At 69.6% G+C, this 21,024-nt stretch carries 22 protein-coding genes; 12 read left to right on the top strand and 10 right to left on the bottom strand.

The window, feature by feature from the left end; all coding sequences use genetic code 11:
- Positions 1-65: 65 nt before the first annotated feature.
- Positions 66-1,997, bottom strand: coding sequence for an FTR1 family protein (locus PSV23_RS07025; RefSeq protein WP_300467297.1), 1,932 nt, complete (start codon positions 1,995-1,997; stop codon positions 66-68).
- Between the two features lie 232 nt (positions 1,998-2,229).
- Between PSV23_RS07025 and PSV23_RS07020 the strand changes: the two genes are divergently transcribed.
- Both PSV23_RS07020 and PSV23_RS07015 read left to right on the top strand, forming a co-directional pair.
- The gene (locus tag PSV23_RS07020) at positions 2,230-2,442 is read left to right on the top strand and encodes a hypothetical protein (protein WP_300467295.1); all 213 of its coding nucleotides are present in this window, start codon (positions 2,230-2,232) and stop codon (positions 2,440-2,442) included.
- A gap of 97 nt (positions 2,443-2,539) precedes the next feature.
- On the top strand, positions 2,540-2,764 hold the full coding sequence (locus PSV23_RS07015) for a hypothetical protein (protein ID WP_300467293.1): 225 nt from the start codon (positions 2,540-2,542) through the stop codon (positions 2,762-2,764).
- A gap of 376 nt (positions 2,765-3,140) precedes the next feature.
- Here the strand turns inward: PSV23_RS07015 and PSV23_RS07010 are convergent, their stop codons facing one another.
- The 4 genes from PSV23_RS07010 to PSV23_RS06995 form a co-directional block, all read right to left on the bottom strand.
- Complete coding sequence (locus tag PSV23_RS07010; RefSeq protein ID WP_300467291.1) at positions 3,141-4,187, bottom strand: PepSY-associated TM helix domain-containing protein; 1,047 nt, start codon at positions 4,185-4,187, stop codon at positions 3,141-3,143.
- A 4-nt stretch (positions 4,188-4,191) separates the two neighbouring features.
- On the bottom strand, positions 4,192-6,324 hold the full coding sequence (locus PSV23_RS07005) for a TonB-dependent receptor (protein WP_300467289.1): 2,133 nt from the start codon (positions 6,322-6,324) through the stop codon (positions 4,192-4,194).
- A 197-nt stretch (positions 6,325-6,521) separates the two neighbouring features.
- Complete coding sequence (locus tag PSV23_RS07000; protein ID WP_300467287.1) at positions 6,522-7,646, bottom strand: acyltransferase; 1,125 nt, start codon at positions 7,644-7,646, stop codon at positions 6,522-6,524.
- A gap of 208 nt (positions 7,647-7,854) precedes the next feature.
- Positions 7,855-8,130: a metal-sensitive transcriptional regulator gene (locus PSV23_RS06995; RefSeq protein ID WP_300467285.1), complete on the bottom strand. Its 276-nt coding sequence runs from the start codon at positions 8,128-8,130 to the stop codon at positions 7,855-7,857.
- 100 nt (positions 8,131-8,230) lie between these two features.
- On the opposite strand from PSV23_RS06995, the gene PSV23_RS06990 reads away from it, so the two are divergent.
- From PSV23_RS06990 to PSV23_RS06980, 3 genes are all read left to right on the top strand, one after another.
- A complete protein-coding gene (locus PSV23_RS06990; RefSeq protein ID WP_300467283.1) occupies positions 8,231-10,585 on the top strand; it encodes a heavy metal translocating P-type ATPase in 2,355 nt (784 codons plus the stop codon).
- A gap of 183 nt (positions 10,586-10,768) precedes the next feature.
- Positions 10,769-12,571 (top strand): copper resistance system multicopper oxidase, encoded by a 1,803-nt coding sequence (locus PSV23_RS06985; RefSeq protein WP_300467264.1) that lies wholly within the window; start codon positions 10,769-10,771, stop codon positions 12,569-12,571.
- The gene (locus PSV23_RS06980) at positions 12,568-14,004 is read left to right on the top strand and encodes a copper resistance protein B (protein ID WP_300467262.1); all 1,437 of its coding nucleotides are present in this window, start codon (positions 12,568-12,570) and stop codon (positions 14,002-14,004) included. The genes PSV23_RS06985 and PSV23_RS06980 overlap by 4 nt, the downstream gene beginning before the upstream one ends.
- Before the next feature lie 115 nt (positions 14,005-14,119).
- Here PSV23_RS06980 and PSV23_RS06975 read toward each other — a convergent pair whose 3' ends face one another.
- From PSV23_RS06975 to PSV23_RS06955, 5 genes are all read right to left on the bottom strand, one after another.
- The gene (locus PSV23_RS06975) at positions 14,120-14,530 is read right to left on the bottom strand and encodes a copper resistance protein CopC (protein WP_300467260.1); all 411 of its coding nucleotides are present in this window, start codon (positions 14,528-14,530) and stop codon (positions 14,120-14,122) included.
- A gap of 23 nt (positions 14,531-14,553) precedes the next feature.
- Positions 14,554-14,877 (bottom strand): hypothetical protein, encoded by a 324-nt coding sequence (locus PSV23_RS06970; RefSeq protein ID WP_300467258.1) that lies wholly within the window; start codon positions 14,875-14,877, stop codon positions 14,554-14,556.
- A 218-nt stretch (positions 14,878-15,095) separates the two neighbouring features.
- The gene (locus PSV23_RS06965) at positions 15,096-15,674 is read right to left on the bottom strand and encodes an RNA polymerase sigma factor (RefSeq protein WP_300467256.1); all 579 of its coding nucleotides are present in this window, start codon (positions 15,672-15,674) and stop codon (positions 15,096-15,098) included.
- Positions 15,675-15,682: 8 nt separating this feature from the next.
- Positions 15,683-16,123 (bottom strand): Spy/CpxP family protein refolding chaperone, encoded by a 441-nt coding sequence (locus tag PSV23_RS06960; protein ID WP_300467254.1) that lies wholly within the window; start codon positions 16,121-16,123, stop codon positions 15,683-15,685.
- Complete coding sequence (locus PSV23_RS06955) at positions 16,120-16,392, bottom strand: hypothetical protein (protein WP_300467252.1); 273 nt, start codon at positions 16,390-16,392, stop codon at positions 16,120-16,122. The genes PSV23_RS06960 and PSV23_RS06955 overlap by 4 nt, the downstream gene beginning before the upstream one ends.
- Positions 16,393-16,508: 116 nt before the next feature.
- On the opposite strand from PSV23_RS06955, the gene PSV23_RS06950 reads away from it, so the two are divergent.
- The 7 genes from PSV23_RS06950 to PSV23_RS06920 all read left to right on the top strand — a co-directional run.
- Entirely contained in the window at positions 16,509-17,162 is a 654-nt protein-coding gene (locus PSV23_RS06950) for a DUF2231 domain-containing protein (protein ID WP_300467250.1), read from the top strand.
- A 137-nt stretch (positions 17,163-17,299) separates the two neighbouring features.
- A complete protein-coding gene (locus PSV23_RS06945; protein ID WP_300467248.1) occupies positions 17,300-17,812 on the top strand; it encodes a nuclear transport factor 2 family protein in 513 nt (170 codons plus the stop codon).
- 161 nt (positions 17,813-17,973) lie between these two features.
- Positions 17,974-18,336, top strand: coding sequence for a DUF411 domain-containing protein (locus PSV23_RS06940; protein WP_366524224.1), 363 nt, complete (start codon positions 17,974-17,976; stop codon positions 18,334-18,336).
- A gap of 13 nt (positions 18,337-18,349) precedes the next feature.
- Positions 18,350-19,078, top strand: coding sequence for a PepSY domain-containing protein (locus PSV23_RS06935; protein WP_300467246.1), 729 nt, complete (start codon positions 18,350-18,352; stop codon positions 19,076-19,078).
- A gap of 346 nt (positions 19,079-19,424) precedes the next feature.
- Entirely contained in the window at positions 19,425-19,796 is a 372-nt protein-coding gene (locus tag PSV23_RS06930; RefSeq protein ID WP_300467244.1) for a hypothetical protein, read from the top strand.
- A gap of 170 nt (positions 19,797-19,966) precedes the next feature.
- The gene (locus PSV23_RS06925; RefSeq protein ID WP_300467242.1) at positions 19,967-20,332 is read left to right on the top strand and encodes a hypothetical protein; all 366 of its coding nucleotides are present in this window, start codon (positions 19,967-19,969) and stop codon (positions 20,330-20,332) included.
- Between the two features lie 106 nt (positions 20,333-20,438).
- Positions 20,439-21,024: TolC family protein (locus tag PSV23_RS06920; RefSeq protein ID WP_300467240.1), on the top strand; the 586-nt coding region annotated here is incomplete at its 3' end.

Here is a 21,024-nt window from a genome sequence, read left to right as displayed (position 1 = left end):
GGCGAGCTGACGGACGAAGCGCCGATTTGACCGCAGCCGGGACCCGCGACGGGGGCGGCCCGGCCCTAGGCCCCCGCCCGGCTCTTCCGATCCGCCCACCAGAAGCCGATGATCACCACCGCGAGCGCCAAGGACTGGGCGACCAGACCCTCCCGAGTTGGGAACAGGCCGAGGATTTCGACGCGGGGCAGGGCGGCCAGGGGATGGACGTCCATTACGCCCGCCTCTTGGAGTCCGGCCACGCCCTTGCCCGCCAGGACCACCGCCAGGGCCGCGATCAGCAGGGCGCTGTAGGCGAAGAACTGCGAGATCGGCAGCCGTTTGCTGAAGACCAGCAGGCCCCAGGCGATCACGGCGAGACAGGCCACCGCCAGCGCCGCGCCGCCGAGCAGGGCGCCTTGGGTTCCTTGGCTCCACAGGGCGGCATAGAACAGGATGGTCTCGAACACCTCGCGATAGACCACGATGAAGGCCAGCAGGAACAGGAACCAGACCGATCGCTTCGACAGCGCGGCCGACAGCTTGTCGCGGATATAGGCCTGCCAGGCGCCGGCTTGGGCCTTGCCGTGCATCCATATGCCGACGGACAACAGCACGACGGCCGAGACCAGCGAGCCGACGCCCTCGGTGAGCTCGCGGCTGGCACCGCTGATGGCGATCAACCAGGTGGCCGCCGCCCAGGTCGCGGCACCGGCTGCCAGCGCCGTGATCCAGCCGCCATGGACATAAGGGAGCACATCCTGTCGCTCGGCCTTGCGCAGAAAAGCGATCATCGCGATCACGATCAGCAGGGCCTCCAGCCCTTCGCGCAGCAGGATGGTGAAGGCGCCGAGAAAGGTCGACAGGGCCGAGGCCTGGGAGGGCGCGAGGGCCCGCCCGGCCTCGTCGAACAGCCCGCTCAGGGCCGTGACCTGTCCAGCCACCTCGTCCGCCGGAGCCTGGCGGTTGAGGCTGGCGCGAAGCTCGCCCATCGCGGCCTCGATCCGGGCCATTAACTTGCCGTCGCGGGCCCGCAGCAGCGGCTCCACGGGCTCGAAGCCGTCGAGATAGGCCGAGAGGGCCAGCTCCTCGGCTTTGCGGGCGTCGCCGGCGCGATAGGCGGCCAGACTCTCGGCGAGCCTGCGGCGCGCCAGATCGAGCCCGTCCGTGCTCCCGACCGCGAGGGCTTCCGGATGGCTGCGCAGGTAGGCGACCACCTCGTTCGCCCGAGGCTCCCCGAGGCGGGCCGTCAGCGCCGCCGGCGTGACCTGGGTCAGGGCCTCGAGATCCGGAACGGCGGCGCGCAGCTCGGGATCGTCGCGCCAGGCGCGCTCCCCCGCACGGGGCGCTTCCCCGGCGTAGGCGAAGCCGCCGACGTAGAAGGCGAGCGCCCAGCGGTCCTCGGCGGAGAGATGGGCGAAGCTCGCCATGGCGGTGCCGTCCAGGCCCTGGCCGATCACCTGATAGAGACCGAACAGGCTGCGCTCGCGGGCGCGGTCCCGATCGGTGAAGGCGATCGCCGGCGGCTCGAGCCCGGCTGCGGCGGGGCCGTCGCCGCGGCCGGTCGCGCCATGGCAGACGGCGCACTGCTCGGCGTAGAGCGCCGCGCCGCGCGGCAGATTTGGGATGGCCTGCGGCGCCAGCGGCGTCGGATAGGCGGCGAGAAGGGCGTCGGCGAGGCTCCGCGCCTGCCGGGCAACCGTTAGCGGCGTCTCGCGCGCCTCGACCGCCGAGATCAGGACGGACGACGCGGCGAGGAGCCGGGGCTGGGCCTCATGCGCCGGCAGGGCGGCGATGCGGGTGCGCACCGAGGTCGAGAACTCGCGCATCTCGGCGTACTCAGCCTCGCTGATCACCCGGCCGCCGGAGACGGCGCCGGGATAGTCGACGGCGATGTAGTCCAGCAGCCGCCAGGCGGTCTCCGCCCCGGGCGTCGCCTCCTGCGCGGCCACCCGCTGGGGCATCGAGACGCCCAGCAGAACGGCGAGGACGAGGAGAAGGCGAAGCGCCGCTGGCATCGGGGCATCCTGTTCGTGAGATTGGGTCTCAGTAGCAGCATGCATGCTCAAGCCGCTAGAGGATCAAGAGGCGCGAGGAAAGATTGGAGGTCGGTCGGCCCCGCCTCCCGCCCGGGCCAGCCGGGCGGGTCAAAACGAACCGCCAATTCCCAGGCTGGCCGGGGTGACAGCCTGCGATATACTCCCGTCATCAGCGACGCCAGCAACGGCGGCGTGCATCCGGGAGACGCTGGTGGCGGGCGAAATCGTCGAACTGTTTGTCCTGAGGACCGGGGACCGCTGGACCGTCATGTCCGACGGTGTGACGCGAGGAAATTTCGACTACCAGGTAAATGCCGAAGAGGCCGCCATCCGGCTTGCCCAGGGAGCTAAAGCGAACGGACGTCCCAGCGGCGTGATGTCCCCGGATCGGGGAAGCCAGATGCGCAGGGTCTGGCCAATCTAGCTCAGTGGCGTGCAAATAGCCGCCGTCGCGGTCAGACGGGAGAGTTCTCTCCCGCCGACGTTGTCGATTGGCAGGTTTGAGGTTGGGGAGAGTCCGGATGACGATCAGGAACGAGGTTGATCATGCGATGGACGCCTACCGCGGCGACGACCTGCAGTGCGTCACGGTGGGATTCGATCAGTGGGACCAGTTTTGTCGCGAGGTCGGGCTGACGCCCGCGCCCGACTATCCCGGCTCCTCCGATGTCGAGGTCAGCTATCGGGGCATGAGCGTTCGGCCGGAAATGTCCCCGGATGAGATCGTCCTCGTCACCGGCGAATAACGCCCGCGCATCCCTGTCGACAGAATCCTGGCTGCCGCGGGGTCGGCTGCGTCTTGAGGGGGGCACACGAGGATTGCGAGGCGAACGGTTTGGCCTTCTCCTGGCCGAGCGCGACGACATCGCTGTCGGCCACTGGCGACGACCGCTTCGCTGGCCGTGCATTCAGCTAGGGTACGGCATCAGACGGAAAGCCCCGCCGCGACGTCTCACGGCGGGGCCCAGCAGAAACGGCTCGCGGTTGCTCGTGAACCGCACGCAGAACGCCGTGGGAGGCCCGCCGTTCCTTGACGTTTTGGATGTGCGCGGTCGTCCGGGGCGGTCAGTGCGGGAGAGCCTGCGAGCGGCGAGGCGGCATCGGCATGAGGCAGCGCGTTCGTCAGCGGATCAATGCGGACCGCCGCGACCGTTGCCGTGGCTTGACCAGGAAGGCCCAGGCTCCGATCACGCCCAGCCCGGCCATGGCCAGTCCGCTGAGCGCCGTCACCCAGTCGTAGAGCCAGCCACCGATCGAACTGGCGTGCAGGGGGTAGAAGGCGTTGTAGGCGCGGATGCCGGGCGGCAGGGCGTTGGCGTCCGATGTCGCGACCACCTCGCTGGTGGCCGGATCAATGGTCGCCGTGGTGCGGCCGTTGGGATGCCACTCGCCCGGCTGCCTCAGGCGGATCGTCGCGGGTTTGCCCGGCGCGGCGGGACGGCTGGCCATCCTCAGGGTCGCCTCGGGGAAGCGGGCCTGCGCCGCCGTCAGAGCGCGGACCCAGTCGACGTCTCCGCGCCCGACGACCGGGGTCGGCGGCTTGGGCGCGCCGTCCAGCAGGGCCTGGGTCGTCCCGTGAAAGACGATGGCCGCGCCGGTCAGGCTGAAGACGATCAGCGGAATCGCGAAGATCAGACCGAGGTTGCGGTGGCTGCCGATCAGCTCACGCCGGGCGCCCGAGCGAGGCCAGACCCGCCAGCCGCTGGCGCGCCAGGTCGGGATCCAGACGATCAGGCCGGTGAGAATCATCAACACTAGGGCCAGGCCAGCGCCGCCGGCGACCAGCTTGCCGGTGTGGCCGGCCAGCAGTTCGTGGTGCAGGTCGAAAATCCAGGTCTCGGCCCGGGCCGGGCCCCGCCAGCGGTCCACCACGGCGCCGTCGGCGTCGGCGTAGCCGAAGCCCTCATCGGCCAGATAGAGCCGGTGCGCCCCGACCGCCCCGCCAGGCAGGACCACCGAGGTCAGTTCGGGTTCGGCCGTCTCCAGCCGGTTCAGCGCCGCGCCCAGACGGACGGGGTCGAGATCGACTTCGGCGCGGGCGGCGGGCACGGTGGCGCGGATCCAGTCGTCCTCGACCACCAGCAACGATCCGGTCAGGCCGAACACCACGGCCAGAACCGCGAGCGCGACCCCGGCCCAGGCGTGCAGCGTGCGGAGCGCGCCCATCATGCGATCAGAAGCTCCGCGTCAGCGTCAGGGTCGCCGTGCGCCCGCGCCCGGCGAAATAGCGCAGGTTGTCGGTCGGCCCCTGGGTGTCCGAGAAGTAGGAGATGTACTGCTCGTCCAGCAGGTTCTGCACGCCCAGCGACACCGTACCGAAGCCGGCCTCGTAGCGGGCCACCGCGTCCAGCACCGCATAGCCTTCGAAGCCGTTGGCGGCCGGCTCGCCGTCGAACTCGCGCTCGAGGAAGGTCTGGGCCTGAAGGCGCAGGGCGACGGGACCGGTCTCGTATTCGCCCCATAGCAGCAGGCGGTTGGGCGAGATGTTGGCTCCGTTCAGGTCGCGATCCAGTTCGCCGTCGCCATTGCTGTCGCTCTGGCCATCGAGGGCGGCGTAGCTGCCGCCGAAGGTGAGGGCGTCGGTGGCGCGCCACAGGCCCTTCAGCTCCAGGCCGTCGATCCGCGTGGCCTGACGCTGCACCTCGAAGATGCCCGAGGGCAGGCGGTTCAGCAGCGAACCGCGCTCGGCCTCGGATCGGAACACGGCGGCGGAAAGTTCGAACCGGTCGCCGTGGTACTCGATCCCGACCTCGGTGTTGTCCGACACCACCGGCTCGACGTTCAGGAAGGTATCGACGTCCTGGTTGGGACGGTTGATGCCGCGCAGCACCCGGCCGACGTCCGGCATGGTGAAGCCCTGGGCGAACGAGGCATAGGCCAACAGGCCGGGCGCGACCTCGAAGGCGGCGCCGACATTGAACAGGGTCTCCTCGAAGCCGGGCTCGCCCCCCGTCACGGTCTGGGGTCCGTAGGCATAGAGGGTCTGGAAGTCATCGACCCTCAGCCGGGCGGATTCATGCCGCACCCCGGCGGACAGGCTTAGCCGGTCGGCCAGCAGCGACTGGTTCAACTGCAGGAAGGGCGACAGGCTCTCGTAGGCGGTCTCCGGCACCCAGTTGCGTCCGGTCAGGATCAATTCCTGATAGGTCTGGTCGCGCAGGCCGTCGAGGCCGACCAAAGCCTTCAACCCCGTCACGCCGGGAACCTCGCCCTGCCAGTCGATCTTGAAGCCCAGCTTCTCGGAGTTGTTGGCCGACTGGTCGAACAGCAATCCGACCGGGGCGATGCCGGGGTCCTGGAAGTCGGCGAAATTGCCGCCGCCGAACACACCCTGATAGTCATGGGCGAAGACTTGGGCCCGGAAGACGCCGCCGAACAGGTCGCGGTCGGTGTAGCTCAGAGCCGCCGAGGTGACCGCGTTCGACGGCTGATAGCCCAGCGCCGCGCCGCGCACGGCCGTCGTCGGCACGCCGAGCGCCCGGTTGCCCGCCACGGTGACATAGTCGCCGTCGCCCTCGAGATCGAAACGGTTGATCCAGCCTTCCAGCCGGCGCGCGCCGCCCAGGTTCCAGCCGGCCCGCGCGAACAGCGACAGGGCCTGCGAGTCCTGGACCTCGCCCTGGGCGCCGTCGAAGCCGATGCGACGGCCGTCGGCGTCGTAATAGGCGCCGCGGGTCTCGAAGGCCGCGCCGAGGCTCAGGTCGAAAGCGCCGAAGTCGCGTCCGCCGATGGCGGCGATCTTGGCCCCGACACCGTCGCCCTGGAGTTCGTCGTCGGTGGTGACCTGGGCCATCATCCGCCCGGTCAGGCCCTCGCCCTTGGACGGCTTGCGGGCGGTGATATAGTTGACCACCCCGCCGGTGGCGCCGACGCCCTGGATGGCGTTGGAGCCGAAGATGACCTCGACCCGGTCGATGAAGAAGGGATCGATGGTGTAGCCGTCGCGGCTGTCGTCGCGCAGCGGCGTGGACTGCGGCACGCCGTCCACCAGATACAGCGGCGAGCGCCCCCGCAGGGTCTCGCCGAAGCCCGACAGCTTCTGCCGCGTCGGCGAGAAGGACGGCACCAGGGCCGCCACCGTATCGACGGCCGAGGCGGCCAGGGCCGTCTGCTGGACGATGGCCTCGGCGTCGATGATCTCGACCGTGGCGGCGATGGCCGAGCGCGGGGTCTCGATCCGAGAGGCGGTGACGATCACCTCGTCCAGCGTCGTGGCGTCCCGGGTCGCGGCCTCCTGGGCCCGGGCGGGAACAGCGGCCAGCAGTAGCGGCAGGAGGGCGACGGTGGCGAGGATGCGAGGGGACATGGAGCACTTCAAAGCGGGCGAATGTGAGCGGCGGTCTGACCACAGGCGTTCTTGCGAGTCAATCTCACTATCATTCTCAAATCGATCGCGAGCGGGGGGGCGCGTGCGGGTCGTATCGCGTCCGCCAGCGCGGCGCTCGCTGGTCGAGATCGACGGACGCCAAAGGCCGCAAGAACGGGCGCCTCCGCGGCGCGGGGTCAGGCCGGCGCGGCAGGCTCCGCCCCGCGACTTTCGAACCGGCGCCGAATCCAGGCGCGGCCGGGTTTCTCGACGAGCAGATGCAGGGCGACGGCGATCAGCGCCGTGACGACGAACAACCCCGTCAGTTCGACCGGCGTGATCCGGAACGCGCTGTCGACGCCGCGCAGTTCGGCGACGACGCCCTTGAAGGCGATGATGACGGGCATGTGCACGAGGTAGAGGGCGAAGGACGCCTCGCCGGCGAAGACCAGGGCCGGGGCGGCGAGGGGGCCCTCGCAGTCCGCGCGCGCCAGCAGGGACCAGGTCAGGATCACGGGGGCGCACAGGGCGACGATGATGCGGTCGTCCAGGGCCAACTGCATGGCGCCGAGCAGGACTAGGGTGGTGAACAGGGCTGCGGCGGTGGCGAGGGGCCGGCTCCAGCGCCAGCGGTGGCCCAGGGCGTAGAGGGCCATGCCGACCAGAAATTCCGGGGCGATCCGGAGAATGCCGAGGGAATCCTCGGCCCGCGGCAGGACCTTGCCGAACGCCTGGATGTACAGGGCGTCGATCACCGCGAACGCCACCGCCCCCACCCCGAGCAACGCCCAGGGGCGCGCCCGTAACCGCAGGGCCAGCCACGCATAGGCGGGGAACAGGAGATAGGCGAACCACTCCGCCGACAGCGACCAGCTCGGTCCGCTCCAGTGGATGACCTCATTCGTCGGGAACCAAGCCTGGACGAGGAACAGGGTCTGGACGAAGGCCAGCGGCGGATAGCTGTCGGCGTCGAACCGGACCCCCGCCGCGGTCGCCCCCACGACCATGACCAGCACGCCCGCCAGCACGGTCAGGTGAAGGGGGTAGAGCCGCGCCAGGCGGGCCACGAGGAAGCGCCTGTAGCGGAAGGTTCCGGCGGCGAACGCCGGGCCGTAGACGTGAGCCAGGATGAAGCCCGACAGCATGAAGAAGGCGTCCACCGCCAGCCGGCTGCGCTCGATGATCGGGCTGAAGCCCAGGGCCGGGTCCCACTGGAGCTGATAGTGGAACAACACCACCCCCAGCGCCAGGAAGGCCCGCAGACTGGTCAGGGCCCTCAGCTCGGCCGGATAGCCGTCGCGGGTCGGCGGTACGGACGTCATGAGCAATGGCCCCCCAAGGCGGGCGGAACGCGACGGTCCACCTATCTGGGATACGCATCGGGTGCGGACAGCCCTCACGCGGGACGCCCCCGGGCGTCAGTCCTGCAGTGCCGACCAGTCGAATCTGCGTTCGTGGCCGGCCCTACCGCCCGAGACGAGATCTTCGGCGCCTCGCCAGACCGTTTCGACGGGACGGGGTGGTCGCGCGCTAGCGCGTCGCCCGACCGAGAAGCTCGATGAGCTCGGTCGCCTTCGCCTTGCGCTCGGCCGGATCGTCGCCGGTCATCGCGCCCATGACGCAGTGGTCGAGGTGATCCTTGAGAACCTCGCTCTCGACACGCAGCAGGGCGGCCCGCACCGCCTGCAGCTGGGTCAGCACGTCCACGCAGTATCGGTCATCCTCGACCATCCGGGCGATGCCGCGCACCTGTCCCTCGATCCGGTTGAGACGGTTTATCACCTTGGGCTTGGTCAGGGTTTGCATCCAATTCCTCGTTCCAGTCATTCCTTATACCCTATGATGGTATCTTGCGTGATACCCCAATGGGGTATATTTGGCGTCCAGCCGATTCAGGGAGCCCGCCATGTCCACGCCCTCGCATTCTCATCCAGACCGTCACGCCGGTTGTTCGACCCACCCGGCCGACAGCGGCGCGAAGGCCGTCGATCCGGTCTGCGGCATGACCGTCGATCCGGCGACCACGGCGCATCGCGCCGCCCACGAGGGCCAAGACTATTTCTTCTGCTCGTCGGGCTGCCGGACCAAATTCGTCGCCGAGCCGGACCGATACCTAGGCGAGAAGCCGCAGCCTGCGCCCGTCGTTCCGGGCGCGATCTACACCTGCCCGATGCATCCGGAGGTGCGCCAGGAAGGCCCCGGCTCCTGCCCGATCTGCGGCATGGCGCTGGAACCGGAGACGGTGACCGCCGAGGCGCCGGTCAATCACGAACTGATCGACTTCACCCGCCGCTTCTGGGTCAGCCTGGTGCTGACCCTGCCGGTCTTCGCTCTGGAGATGGGCGGGCATCTGACCGGCCTGATGATGAGGATACCGGGTCAGACCTCGAACTGGATCCAGTTCGCCCTGGCGACGCCGGTGGTGCTGTGGGCGGGCTGGCCGTTCTTCCAGCGCGGCTGGGCCTCGATTCGCAACCGCAGCCTCAACATGTTCACCCTGATCGCCATCGGCGTCGGCGCGGCCTGGATCTACAGCGTGGTCGCGGTTCTGGCTCCGGGCCTGTTCCCGGCGGCGGTCCGGCGGATGGACGGCAGCGCGCCGGTCTATTTCGAGGCGGCGGCGGTGATCACCGTCCTGGTCCTGGTGGGCCAGATCCTGGAGTTGCGCGCCCGCGAACAGACGTCCGGCGCTATCCGGGCGCTGCTGGATCTGACGCCGAAGACCGCGCGGCGCGTGCGTGACGACGGCGGCGACGAGGATGTGACGCTCGACCTGGTCGCCGTTGGTGACCGGTTGCGCGTCCGTCCCGGCGAGAAGGTGGCGGTCGACGGCGAGATCCTGGACGGCCGGGCGACCATCGACGAATCCCTGGTCACGGGAGAATCCATGCCGGTGACCAAGGAGGTCGGCGACAAGGTCGTCGCCGGTTCGCTCAACAAGACCGGCTCGTTCGTGATGCGGGCCGACAAGGTCGGCGCCGAGACCCTGCTGGCCCGGATCGTCCAGATGGTCGCCCAGGCCCAGCGCAGCCGCGCCCCCATCCAGCGTCTGGCCGACCAGGTATCGGGCTGGTTCGTGCCGGCCGTGATCGGCATCGCGGTGCTCGCCGCAGTCGTCTGGGGCCTGATCGGTCCTGAACCGCGCCTGTCCTACGCGCTTGTCGCCGCGGTGTCGGTGCTGATCATCGCCTGTCCCTGCGCCCTGGGTCTGGCCACGCCCATCTCCATCATGGTCGGGGTGGGACGCGGCGCCCACGCCGGGGTGCTGATCAAGAACGCCGAGGCGCTGGAGCGCTTCGAGAAGGTCGACACCTTGGTGCTCGACAAGACCGGCACCTTGACCGAGGGACGGCCGTCGGTCACGGCGATCCGGCCCGCGGCCGGGTTCGACGAGGTCGAGCTATTGAAGCTGTCCGCCAGCCTGGAGCGGAGCAGCGAGCATCCGCTAGCCGACGCGGTCGTTAGAGCCGCCACAGAGCGTGACTTGGCGCTCTCGGAGGCGTCGGAGTTCGACAGCCCGGTCGGACGCGGCGTGACCGGGGTAGTCGACGGCCGCCGCGTGGCGCTCGGCAACGGCCGCTACCTCAAGGAAATTGGGGTCGATGTCACCCCGCTCGAGGCCGAGGCCGAGGCGCTTCGCCAGGACGGCGCCACCGCCATCTTCGTGGCCGTGGACGGGGCCGCGGCCGGTGTCCTCGGAATCGCCGATCCGGTCAAGGCGACGACCGCCCAGGCCATCCGCGATCTGAAGGCGGCCGGGCTGCGCCTTGTGATGATGACGGGCGACAACCGCACGACGGCCGAGGCCGTGGCGCGCCGGCTCGGCATCGACGACGTCCAGGCCGAGGTCCTTCCGCAGGACAAGGCGGCCGTCGTCGAGCGGCTGCGCGCCGAAGGCCGGGTCGTGGCCATGGCCGGCGACGGGGTCAACGACGCCCCGGCCCTGGCGGCCGCCGATGTCGGCGTGGCCATGGGCGCCGGCTCCGACGTGGCGATCGAGAGCGCCGGCGTCACCTTGTTGGGGGGCGACCTGCAGGGCATCGTCCGAGCGCGCAAACTGTCGAAGGCGGTGATGGGCAATATCCGTCAAAACCTCGTGTTCGCGTTCGGCTACAATACGCTGGGCATCCCGATCGCGGCGGGCCTGCTCTATCCGGTCTTCGGCCTGCTGTTGTCGCCAGCCCTGGCGGCCCTGGCCATGGCGCTGTCATCCGTCAGCGTCATCGGCAATGCGCTCCGGCTTCGGGCGGTCAGGCTTTGAAGGCCTCCAGGGACGCGCCGTTCGAGGCGGCGGCAAGCACCTGGCAGGCCAAAAGGGCGTGTCCGGCCGGCCGGCGTCATCCGGTCTGTGGCAGCCTGTCGCGAGGGCCGGCCGCGGCGCCTGCGTATTTCCCTAGAGGTCGACGCCGCCCGGCGGCGCGATCGTGACTTTCAGGAGTATCCCATGAAGCTGGATCGTCGAGTGCTGCTGCGCGGCGCTGTCGCCGGAGGCGGCCTGCTGGGACTGCAAGGCCTGATGCCCGCCTGGGCGCAGACTGGGTCGCCGGGCCTGCGGGCCGACCTGCCGACGCTGACCGGGCCGAACATCGACCTGACCGTCGGCCATTCGTCCTTCACGGTCGGCGGACGCACGGGCCATGCGGTGACCATGAACGGCGTGCTGCCTGCGCCATTGCTTCGCCTTCGCGAGGGCCAGAACGTCCGCCTCGCGGTGAGCAACCAGCTCGATGAAGACACCTCGATCCACTGGCACGGGCTGCTGCTGCCGTTCCAGATGGACGGGGTGCCCGGCATCAGCTTCCCCGGCATCAAGCCGCGCGAAACCTTCGTCTACGAGTTTCCGATCAGGCAGTCGGGGACCTTCTGGTACCACAGCCACTCCGGCCTGCAGGAGGCGATGGGCCACTACGGGCCGATCGTCATCGACCCGGCGGGCGCCGACCCGGTGGGCTACGACCGGGAGCATGTGCTGGTCCTCTCGGACTGGAGCTTCATGCACCCCCACGAAATCTTCGAGAAGCTCAAGAAAAGCCCCGGCTACTTCAACCGGCAGCGCACCACCCTGTCGGGCCTCATGGACGGCAGCGACCGCATGAGCCTGGAGGAGCGGCGCATGTGGGGCCAGATGCGGATGGACCCGCGCGACATCCTCGACGTCAACGGCTCGACCTACACCTATCTGATCAACGGCCACGGACCCGAGGAGAACTGGACCGGCCTGTTCCGGCCCGGCGAGCGGGTGCGGCTGCGCATCATCAACGCCTCGGCCATGTCGATCTTCAACATCCGCATCCCCGGCCTGCCGATGACGGTGGTCCAGGCCGACGGCGAGAACGTGCGCCCGGTCGAGACCGACGAGTTCCAGATCTCCGTAGCCGAGACCTATGACGTGATCGTCCGGCCGACGGAGGATCGGGCCTGGACGATCGTCTCCGAGGCCATCGACCGCTCGGGCATGGGGCGGGCGACCCTTGCCCCCCGCCCGGGCATGACCGCCGAGGTCCCGCCGCTGCGCGAGGTCCCGAACCTGACCATGCGCGACATGGGCATGGGCGGAATGGACCATGGGGACACGGGCGGCAGGTCCGGGATGGATCACGGGGCGATGGCCGGCATGGACCACGGAGCCCCGGCCCAGGGCGCGGCTCCAACGGACGACAGCGCCGGAATGTCCATGGCCGGCATGAACATGCGCGATCCGGAGAACGCTCCGCCGGACATGGCGGTGGGCGTCGGCGTGGACATGGTCTCCATGGACCCAGCGAACCGTCTCGGCGAGCGTCCGATCGGCCTCACGGACGTCGACCACCGCGTCCTCGTCTACACCGACCTGGTGTCGCTCCAGCCCAACAAGGATCAGCGACCACCATCCCGGACGATGGAGATCCACCTGACCGGCAACATGGAACGGTTCATGTGGGGCTTCGACGGCAGGAAGTTCAGCGAGCTGGTGGAGCCCATCCGGTTCGAGCGCAACGAGCGGGTGCGGGTGACCCTGGTCAATGACTCCATGATGGCCCACCCGATCCACCTGCACGGTCATTTCTTCGAACTGGTGACGGGCGGCCCCGCCGGGCATCAGCCGCTCAAGCACACAGTCAACGTCGCGCCCGGCGGCAAGGTGACCTTCGACCTGACCGCCGACGCGCCGGGCGACTGGGCCTTCCACTGCCATCTGTTGATGCACATGCACGCCGGGATGTTCAATGTGGTCACGGTGCGGCCCATGGACGGAGCCGCGTCATGAAGCGCCTCGCCGTCGCCCTCGCTCCGCTGATCCTCGCCGCCAGCGCCTTCAGCGCCCAGGCCCAGGACCCGCACGCCGGCCACAACATGCCCCCGCCGCCGAGGACGCCGGCGGCGACACCTGCGCCCGGCCCCCATGCGAGCCATCAAACGCCGGCTCCGACAGCGGCTCAAGACCCGCATGCCGGACACGTCATGCCGTCTGCCCGGACACCGGTCGCCGCTGATCCGCACGCCGGCCACGATATGTCGATCCCGGCGCCCGCCCAGCCTGATCCGCACGCTGGTCACGACATGTCCACCACGACGCCCGGCCAGACTGATCCTCACGCCGGCCATGACATGTCGACCATGGGTCAGACTGAAGCTGCTCCGGCGACGCGGGCAGGTCATGACATGTCCACCATGGGACAAGCGCAGCCCGCTCCGGCCGGCGCGTCCGGTCACCCCGGCCATGACATGTCGACCATGGGTCAGACTGAGGCAGCTCCGGCGATGCCGGCGGGTCACGACATGTCCGCCATGGGACAGGCGCAGCCCGCTCCGGCCGCCGCGTCCGGTCACGCCGGTCATGACATGTCGGACATGGGGCAGACGCCGGCTCCGGCGATGTCGGCGGGTCACGACATGTCAGGGGCCGCCATGCCGCCGGACGTCCCGACGAGCGCGGACAATCCGGGACGCCCGCCGGAAGCCCCCGTTCCGGCGGGCGCGACAAGCAGGCCGCCGCACGCCGCCGACCAGCTGTTCGACTCTGCCGAAATGGCGGCGGCACGCTCACAGCTGTACGTCGAGCATGGAAACGTCCGCACGACGGCGGTGATCATCGACCGGCTGGAAGCGACCTTCGGGGACGGCGAGGATGGCTACGGCTGGGACGCCCAGGGCTGGAGCGGCGGCGACATCAATCGATTCTGGTGGAAATCGGACGGGAAGGGCACCTTGGACGGTGACGTCGAGGAAGCCGAGATCCAGGCCCTCTACAGCCGGGCTTTCCGGCCCTTCTTCGACTTCCAGGCCGGCCTGCGGCAGACCTACCGGCCGCAAGGCGACCGGATCGATCTGGTCGTCGGCGTTCAGGGGCTCGCCCCTTACTGGTTCGAGGTCGACGCCGCCGCCTTCCTGTCCAACAAGGGGGATCTCACGGCCCGGGCCCAGGCCGAATACGACCAGCGGATCACCAACCGGTGGATCGTCCAGCCTCGGGCCGAAGTGGTGCTGTCGGCGCAGGACATCCCCGAGCTCTCGATCGGGTCCGGCCTGTCGTCCCTCCAGATCGGGGCCCGGCTGCGATATGAGCTCCGGAAGGAGTTCGCGCCCTATGTCGGCGTCGAATGGACCAGGAGCTTCGGCAAGACGGCCGATTTTCTGGAAGCCGACGGGCGCAGTTCGCAAGACACCCGGCTGTTCGTCGGGATTCGGGCCTGGTTCTGACGGCGGACGGTCGGCCGGCGGATACGAGAGCCGATCGACGACGAAAAGCGCCGCGCAGCGAGCTGCGCGGCGTGATTTCGTCATGAAGCCTCGGCCCCCGGAGAAGGCCGGTCCCTCAGTGAACCATGAAACGGACCACGCCGTTCATCTGGTGGCCATCGGCGCCCCTGGCGGCCCAGGCGGCGGACCAGGATCCAGGCGCAAGGGCGGGCAGGGCCGTGCTGACCGTCGTGGTCGGCGGGGCGTCAGCCGTTACGGCCACGTCAACGGTCTGGCCCGCGGGACCCGTCAGCCCGAGCGAGGTCAGGGTCATCGCATGCGGAAAGGTCACGGAGAAGGCCGCGGGTGCGGTGGCCAGCATGGCGTTGTCCGCCGGTGTGGTGGTGACGCCGTTGGCCACGGACGCGGCCTGCATGGCGGCATGATCCTGCGGCGACATGCCCGCGTGGGAATGGCTCTGGGCCAGGGCGAGCGACGGCGTGAGCGCGGCCAGGGCGACGAGACCGGAGAGGATTGAACGGTTCATGAGAGACCTCCTGATTGGGTGAACTATTGCTTGGGCGGCATGGTCATGCCGTCCATCTGGGACATGTCATGGCCGGCCATCGGATCGGCGGGTGCGGGCGCGGGGGCGGGGACGGGCGCCGGCGTGGGGCGGGCGGGACGGGACGACGGGGCCCGCGGTGTCGCGGCGGGGACGGGCGCGGCGGCCTGCGGTTGCGGGGTCGGCTCGGGCGGCGCCACAGGCGCGGCCTCCATCGGGGTCGTCGACGAGGCGTCCGGCGCCGCCTGCGCCTCCACCGGCTGAGGCTCGGCGGCGGGCTGACAGGCGCCCAGGGTGACCGCAGCGGCGGCGAGGATCAAGAGTCTCATGTGACAAGCTCCTTGGAAAAATGGGGGACGGTCAGGGTCGAGCTGTGACGACGCCGACGTCGAGGGAGTTGGGCCTTGCAGGCGCTGGCCCGGGGCGGACGAAGCCTTCATAGCTGAATACGCGGGCGGGCGTCCCAGCCCTCGCCGCGCGACGTCGACCAGGCTTCTAGGGTTCAGGCGCGAGCACGCGGTCTGGGCGGCGGCGGCGCCAAGCCCGATCACTCCGGGATGGGCCCTGCGGGGCGGTCGCGACGCAGGGCGTGGGACAGCTTGCGGCGCGCGCGCGCCACACGGGTCTCCACCGTCTTGACGGAAACGCCGAGGATGCCCGCCGTGTCCGCCTGACTGCGACCTTCGATCGCCGTTAGCAGGAGCGGAGCCTTGAGGTGTGGCGGCAAGCGGCTCATCTCCTCGTTCAATCGGGCGAGCCGGCGGCCGGCCTCCATCCGCTCGTCCCCGGACCCGGCTCCGTCCGGGACGGCCAGGGCTTCGGGCGACGACAGTTCGACGCCGCCCCGGATCAGCCGCCGGACGAACCGACGACGGCTCCAGTCCCGGCATTTGTTGAGCGCGATGGTCCGGATCCAGGCCTCGAAGGGCCGTGTGGGGTCGTAGCGGCGGATGTTGATCCAGGCCGCCGCGTAGCTGTCCTGCAACAGATCCCAGGCGTCCTGCTCGTCGCCGACATAGCGCCGGATGAAACGGAACAGGGCGGTCCTCGTCTGCCGCATCAATTCGCTGAAAGCTGCACGGTCGCCGCCGGCGGCGCGGGCTGACAGATTCGCTGGACTCTTCACCCCGAAGGCTAGCTTTCGTCGGGTGCGAGGGCCGCGACGATGCGATCGTCGAAGACACCGGCCTGGGCGGGCGTCAACACGAACCGCATCTCGAAGACGTGGGCAATCGTCTCCTTTTGCAGGGCGCCCATCGCCACGTGGATGTGGTCCACAGCAGCCTGGACGCGGTGGCTGTCGCCTTCGCTCTGTTCGATCGCGCGCGCCAGTTCCAGATTGGCCGCGCGGACGTCGGCTTCGAGCGCGGGCCGGCGCGTCGCGAAACGGGCTTCGACCGCGTCGATGCGGGTCATCTGGGCCGGCGAGAGTTCGAGATCATCGTGCACGATGTCGTGCAGGGACGGCGGCTCACGCCGGCTCAGGACCCAGCTGGCGCTGATCCATGTGCCGGCGCCGCTGGCGACCGCGGCCAGCACGGCCGTCAGGGCGATCGCCCGCCAGCCGCGCATCATCGGCCGGTTCCCAGTTGCATCAGGGGCAGACCGGCATCGGCCGTGAAGATGGTCATGTCCCCGGACGGTCTCGGCGCGGTGACCGCCCCGACGCCGCCCACGGTGAGGCCGGTGGCCAGCGCCATGGCGACGGCCCCGAGGCGCAGCTGCGCAACGAGCCTTTCGCCCCGGAGGGTCTCGACACGGCTCCAGACGAGCGGCTCAAGCCCGTCGAGCGACCGATCGGCGGACGCCGACGCCTTCAGAAGGTCATCCAGATCATGCGTCATCAAACATTCTCCTTGCCGCCCCTGATCTCTACTACGCCGAAACGGGCCGAATCCCTCGGGTGAGGGGCAGGCGTCGCGCCTGCGTAGTTAGCAGAAGGAACAGGATCGGAGAGGCAATGGCGCTGCGCAGACTTCTATCGGGGCTCGCCCTGGTGCTGGCGTTGGCGTTCAGCGCGCCGGCGATCGCGCACGAAGCCCATAACAAGCAGGCCGCCGCCCGCGCCCAGGCGGCCGCGACGGCGGACGCCGTTCCGGAGTCGGGGATGATGCCCATGCCCGGCATGGCCCGGGACATGGACCACGGCGCCATGACGGCGGATGAGCCCCCACGCCCCATGCCGCAGCGCCTGTATCGCTGGCTGGGCGCGATGCATCCCGCTGCAGTGCATTTTCCGATCGCGCTGTTCCTCGTCGCCGGTCTCCTCGAGATCGCCGCGCTGTCACTGCGCCGCCCCGTCCTGACCCAGGGCACGCGCGTGATCATCGCCCTGGCTGCGATCTCCGCGATCGCCGCCGCGGCGCTGGGCTGGCTCGCCATGGATCTGCCGGGCAAGGACGACGCGACACACGCCTACCATCGGTGGCTCGGCACCTCGATCGCGGTTCTGGGTCTCCTGAGCTGGTGGGCCAAGGAACACTGGGCCCGCAAGCCGGGGCGCCGCCGGGAGCTCCTCTATGTCGGCCTGTTGACGGCGGCGGCGGCCGCGGTCGTGGTCAACGGTCTGCTCGGCGGCATGTTGACCCACGGGATGGACCATCTGAGGTTCTGACGACGCCTACGCACGCCGCGGCCCGGCGGCGGAACCCGATCTTATCCATTAACCGGCGGGGCAATGCCTCAGCCACCGGCCCGGACCGCAACTTTCCGCCGATCACATGGCTTCGGCGGCCAACAGGGAGACAACGCATGACTGTTCGATCGATGTTCGCCGGAGTGGCGCTCGCCGCGGCCCTCGTCACGCCCGCTCAGGCCCAAGCCCAGACCAAGGCCCCCGCACACGCCCACACGCACGTCCGGACCGCCGACGAACAGCAGGTCCGGGCCGTCGTCGAGGCCTATCAGGAAGCGATCGAGCGGATGGATGTGTCGCAGACGCCAGCGCTGTTCTGGCCCGACTCGGAGATTTTCGAGAACGGCGGCGTGGAGGGATCCTTCGCCTATTATCTGGAACACCATCTCAGGCCCGAATTTGCGGACCTGTCCGGCTTCGACTTCCGCAATCATGAAATGACGGTCGAGGTCGACGGCGACACAGCTTTCGTGAGCGAGACCTATACCTACCACATCACCTTCAGGGACGGCGCCCGGGGCCCCATCGAGCGTCGCGGAGCGGCCACGAGCGTGCTGCGCAAGCGGGGTGACGAGTGGAGGTTCGACGTCTATCACTCCTCGGCCCGGCCCTTCCGCCCCGCCGCCTGATCGTGGCGGCGACCGTCATCGGCGGCCTCCAGATATCGCTCGCCAGAGGGACCATGAGATCGATGTTCACGCTTTCACGCCGCGTTTTTCTGCTCGCGGGAGCCGGGTCTGTCGCGGTCGCGGCCTGCGCTCCGGGCGCCCGTTCATCGACCAGGCTCGCGGTGTACAAGACCCCGACCTGCGGCTGCTGCACGGCCTGGGTGGATCACATGCGCGGCGCGGGTTTCGAGGCGCAGGTCAATGAACTTCCTGACCTCCGCTCCATACGCAGCACCCAAGGAGTGCCCGAGGCGCTCGCCTCCTGCCACACGGCGCTGATCGGCGGCTATGTGCTGGAGGGCCATGTGCCGGCCGCGGATGTGCGCAAGCTTCTGACCGAACATCCGGAGGCCGTGGGCCTCGTCGTTCCTGGCATGCCGCTGGGGTCTCCCGGCATGGAGACGCCCGACGGCCAGCGGGAGCCCTATGAGACCCTGCTGATCCTCAAGGGCGGCGGCACGCGCGTCTTCGCGCGTCACGCCTAGAAGGGGTGCGGTTATGAAGGTTCTCAAGCTCTCGACCCAGCTGCACAAATGGATCGCCCTGGTGGTCGGGCTCCAGGTTCTGTTCTGGGTCGGCGGTGGTCTGGTCATGACGGCCATTCCCATCGAGACGGTGCGCGGCGAACATCGCGCCGTTGAACTCAAGCCGGATCCGCTGGAGCTCGGCGCGCTTCCGGACCTCGGCGAGATAGCGCGCCGCGCGGGCGTCGCGCCCGTCCAAGCGGAGCTCCACACGACGCCGCGTGGCCCGGCCTGGACCCTGAAGCCTGCGGCGGGTGAGCCGGTCATCGTATCCGCCGCGACAGGCCGGCCGTTCGGACCCATGTCGGCCGCCGAGGCCTCAGGCTTCGCCAAGGGCGCCTACAAGGGTGAGGCGGGGGTTTCGGGCGCCGTTCTTCTCACAACGGCGCCAGAGGAGACGGGACGGACCGGGCCGCTGTGGCGGGTGGATTTCGCTGACCGCGAAAAGACGTCCCTTTACCTGTCGCCGGCCACCGGCGAGGTGGTGACGCGCCGGTCGGGCGTCTGGCGGATTTTCGACTTCTTCTGGCGTCTCCACGTTATGGACTGGAACGACGGCGAGGACTTCAATCACCCGCTGATCATCATCACCACGGCGTTGACGCTGAGCATCGTCATTTCGGGGTTCATCCTTCTGTGGATCCGGCTGGCGCGGGACGTGAAGACCCTCAGGGCGTCGCGGCGAGCCGTCCGGCCGGAGTGAGCGATCCGCGGGACCGGCCACGCACCCATGCCCCGTCCGCGCCCCGACTCAGGCGATGAGTGGATTCTGTCAGGTCCGCAGGTCGGTCCATCCAGGCGCTCTTGATGCCCGGCGTGCTGGTCATGGCCGACCTGCCTGGAAGTCGATTTCCCTCAGAGGGACATCTCGCGTTGCAGCGGGGTTGCAGCGAGGGGCTCACTTCGGAGCCGGCGTCGCCGACTCGGCCTCAGCCTCAGCAGGACGCGGGCGTCGCGGCCGATTTGCGGGAGATGACCCAGATCAGATACAGCGACGCCGCCGCAGGCCCGCCGCGACGCGCCGGGCTCTGGGACCGGCCCTGGCCGTGTTGGCGGATGCGATCTTCCTCGCGCCGCGCGCGAACGGCTTCGCGCTGATGCTGGCGGCGACGGGCGCCGTGGCCGCCAGCGCGGGGGTGCTGGCGCCCATACTGACCTATTGGACAGCTCGCGCGGCGAGGGCGGGGCGGGGGCTCCAGATTGGTCTTCAGACCGCCGCCGTCAGCCTCGGCGGCGCGATGGGCGGCCTGCTCCACGACCTCCCCTGGCTGCCCGACCCGCCGTCGGTAGTCATGGCCGCCCTCACCGGAGCAGCCGTGCTGGTCGGGTTCGGCCTGTCGTCCGCCCTTGGTCGGGAGGGCCGGTTCTCCGGCGTCCGGCCGGGCGGATCAGGAGCCGTGTACAAAGGGAGAGGCGAATGAGACCCGGAAAGCGGAACCCGGTTGGGTCTCAATTGATCGGCGCGCGGAGGTTCGCCCCGGCACCCTCGCACGATCACCTCGAAACTCTCTTCTTCGGCCTGTCAAGCCGGGGTTTGAGCGGAGTGCTCGCCGCCTTGACTCGCCGGAGAGCGAAGCGGAACGTTGATCGCATGTGGCGTATCGTTCGCACCCTTCTGTTCGCCCTCGCCCTGGCCGGCTCCATCGGCCAGGCGTCGGCGTTCGCCGCGTCTGAGCGGCCGGGCGCGGCCGCGGACGCCATGGCCGCCATGCCGGATTGCGCCGAGATGATGATGCAGGCGGGAGCCGAAGGTCCGGCGGCTCCCTGTGACGACGCCGGCCCCGACTGCATGGGCCGCACAGCCTGCTTCGCGGTCGCGGTTCCGCTGCCTTCCGGCGCGGGCTCCACGGTGCGGCCGCCAGCGCCGCATCGCCAGCAGGTCGAATTGGGCCGCGACGACACCCGCGCCGGGGAACGGCCCGCGCCCTTAGGCAACCCTCCCAAGACGCAGGCGTAGCCCAGCTTCGCTGACCACGGCCTGCGCGCTCGCGGGGCCTGTGGTCGAACGACCAGCGTCCCGTGTCGCACCAAGGTGACCGACGCGGGGTCTCGAGGACATCCCCATGAACACCGGCTATCGGACGGCTCCAGGCCGTCCCATGTCCCGCGCCGCGGTCGACCCGATCCGCGGGAAGCCGCCGCGGTTGGCCCCGCCACGCCCGACGAGAACGGTCGGCGCCGCGGCCGCCATCTGCCTGTTTTCCGCCTTTGGCCTGCCGGCTTCGGCGGAGCCGTTGACGTTCGACGAAGCCCTCGCGCTCGCCGAGACCACCGCTCCGCAGCTGAGGGCCAGCGCCCTGGGCGTGGAGGCGGCCTCGGCGGCCTCGGCGGCCGCGGGCCGGCTCCCCGATCCACAGCTCCGGTTCGGGATCGACAACCTGCCGGTTTCGGGTCCCATGGCCGGACGGTTCGGCGACGACGAGATGACGATGGCGCGCATCGGCCTCATGCAGGAGGTTCCCAGCGGCGCCCGACGGCGGGCCGAGCGCGCCTTGGCGGAGGCCGACATCGACGTGGCCTCCGCCCGCGACGCGGTCGCCCGGCGCGAGGCGCGGATCGCGGTCGGCCTGGCCTGGATTGACCTGCACTACACCGGGCGCCGGCTCGCGGCGATCGAGGAGGTGCTCTCGACGCTGGAGCCGCTCTGGG

Source organism: Brevundimonas sp., from assembly GCF_029946145.1.
GTDB lineage: Bacteria > Pseudomonadota > Alphaproteobacteria > Caulobacterales > Caulobacteraceae > Brevundimonas.
This window is presented reverse-complemented; position numbering and strand designations above follow the sequence as displayed.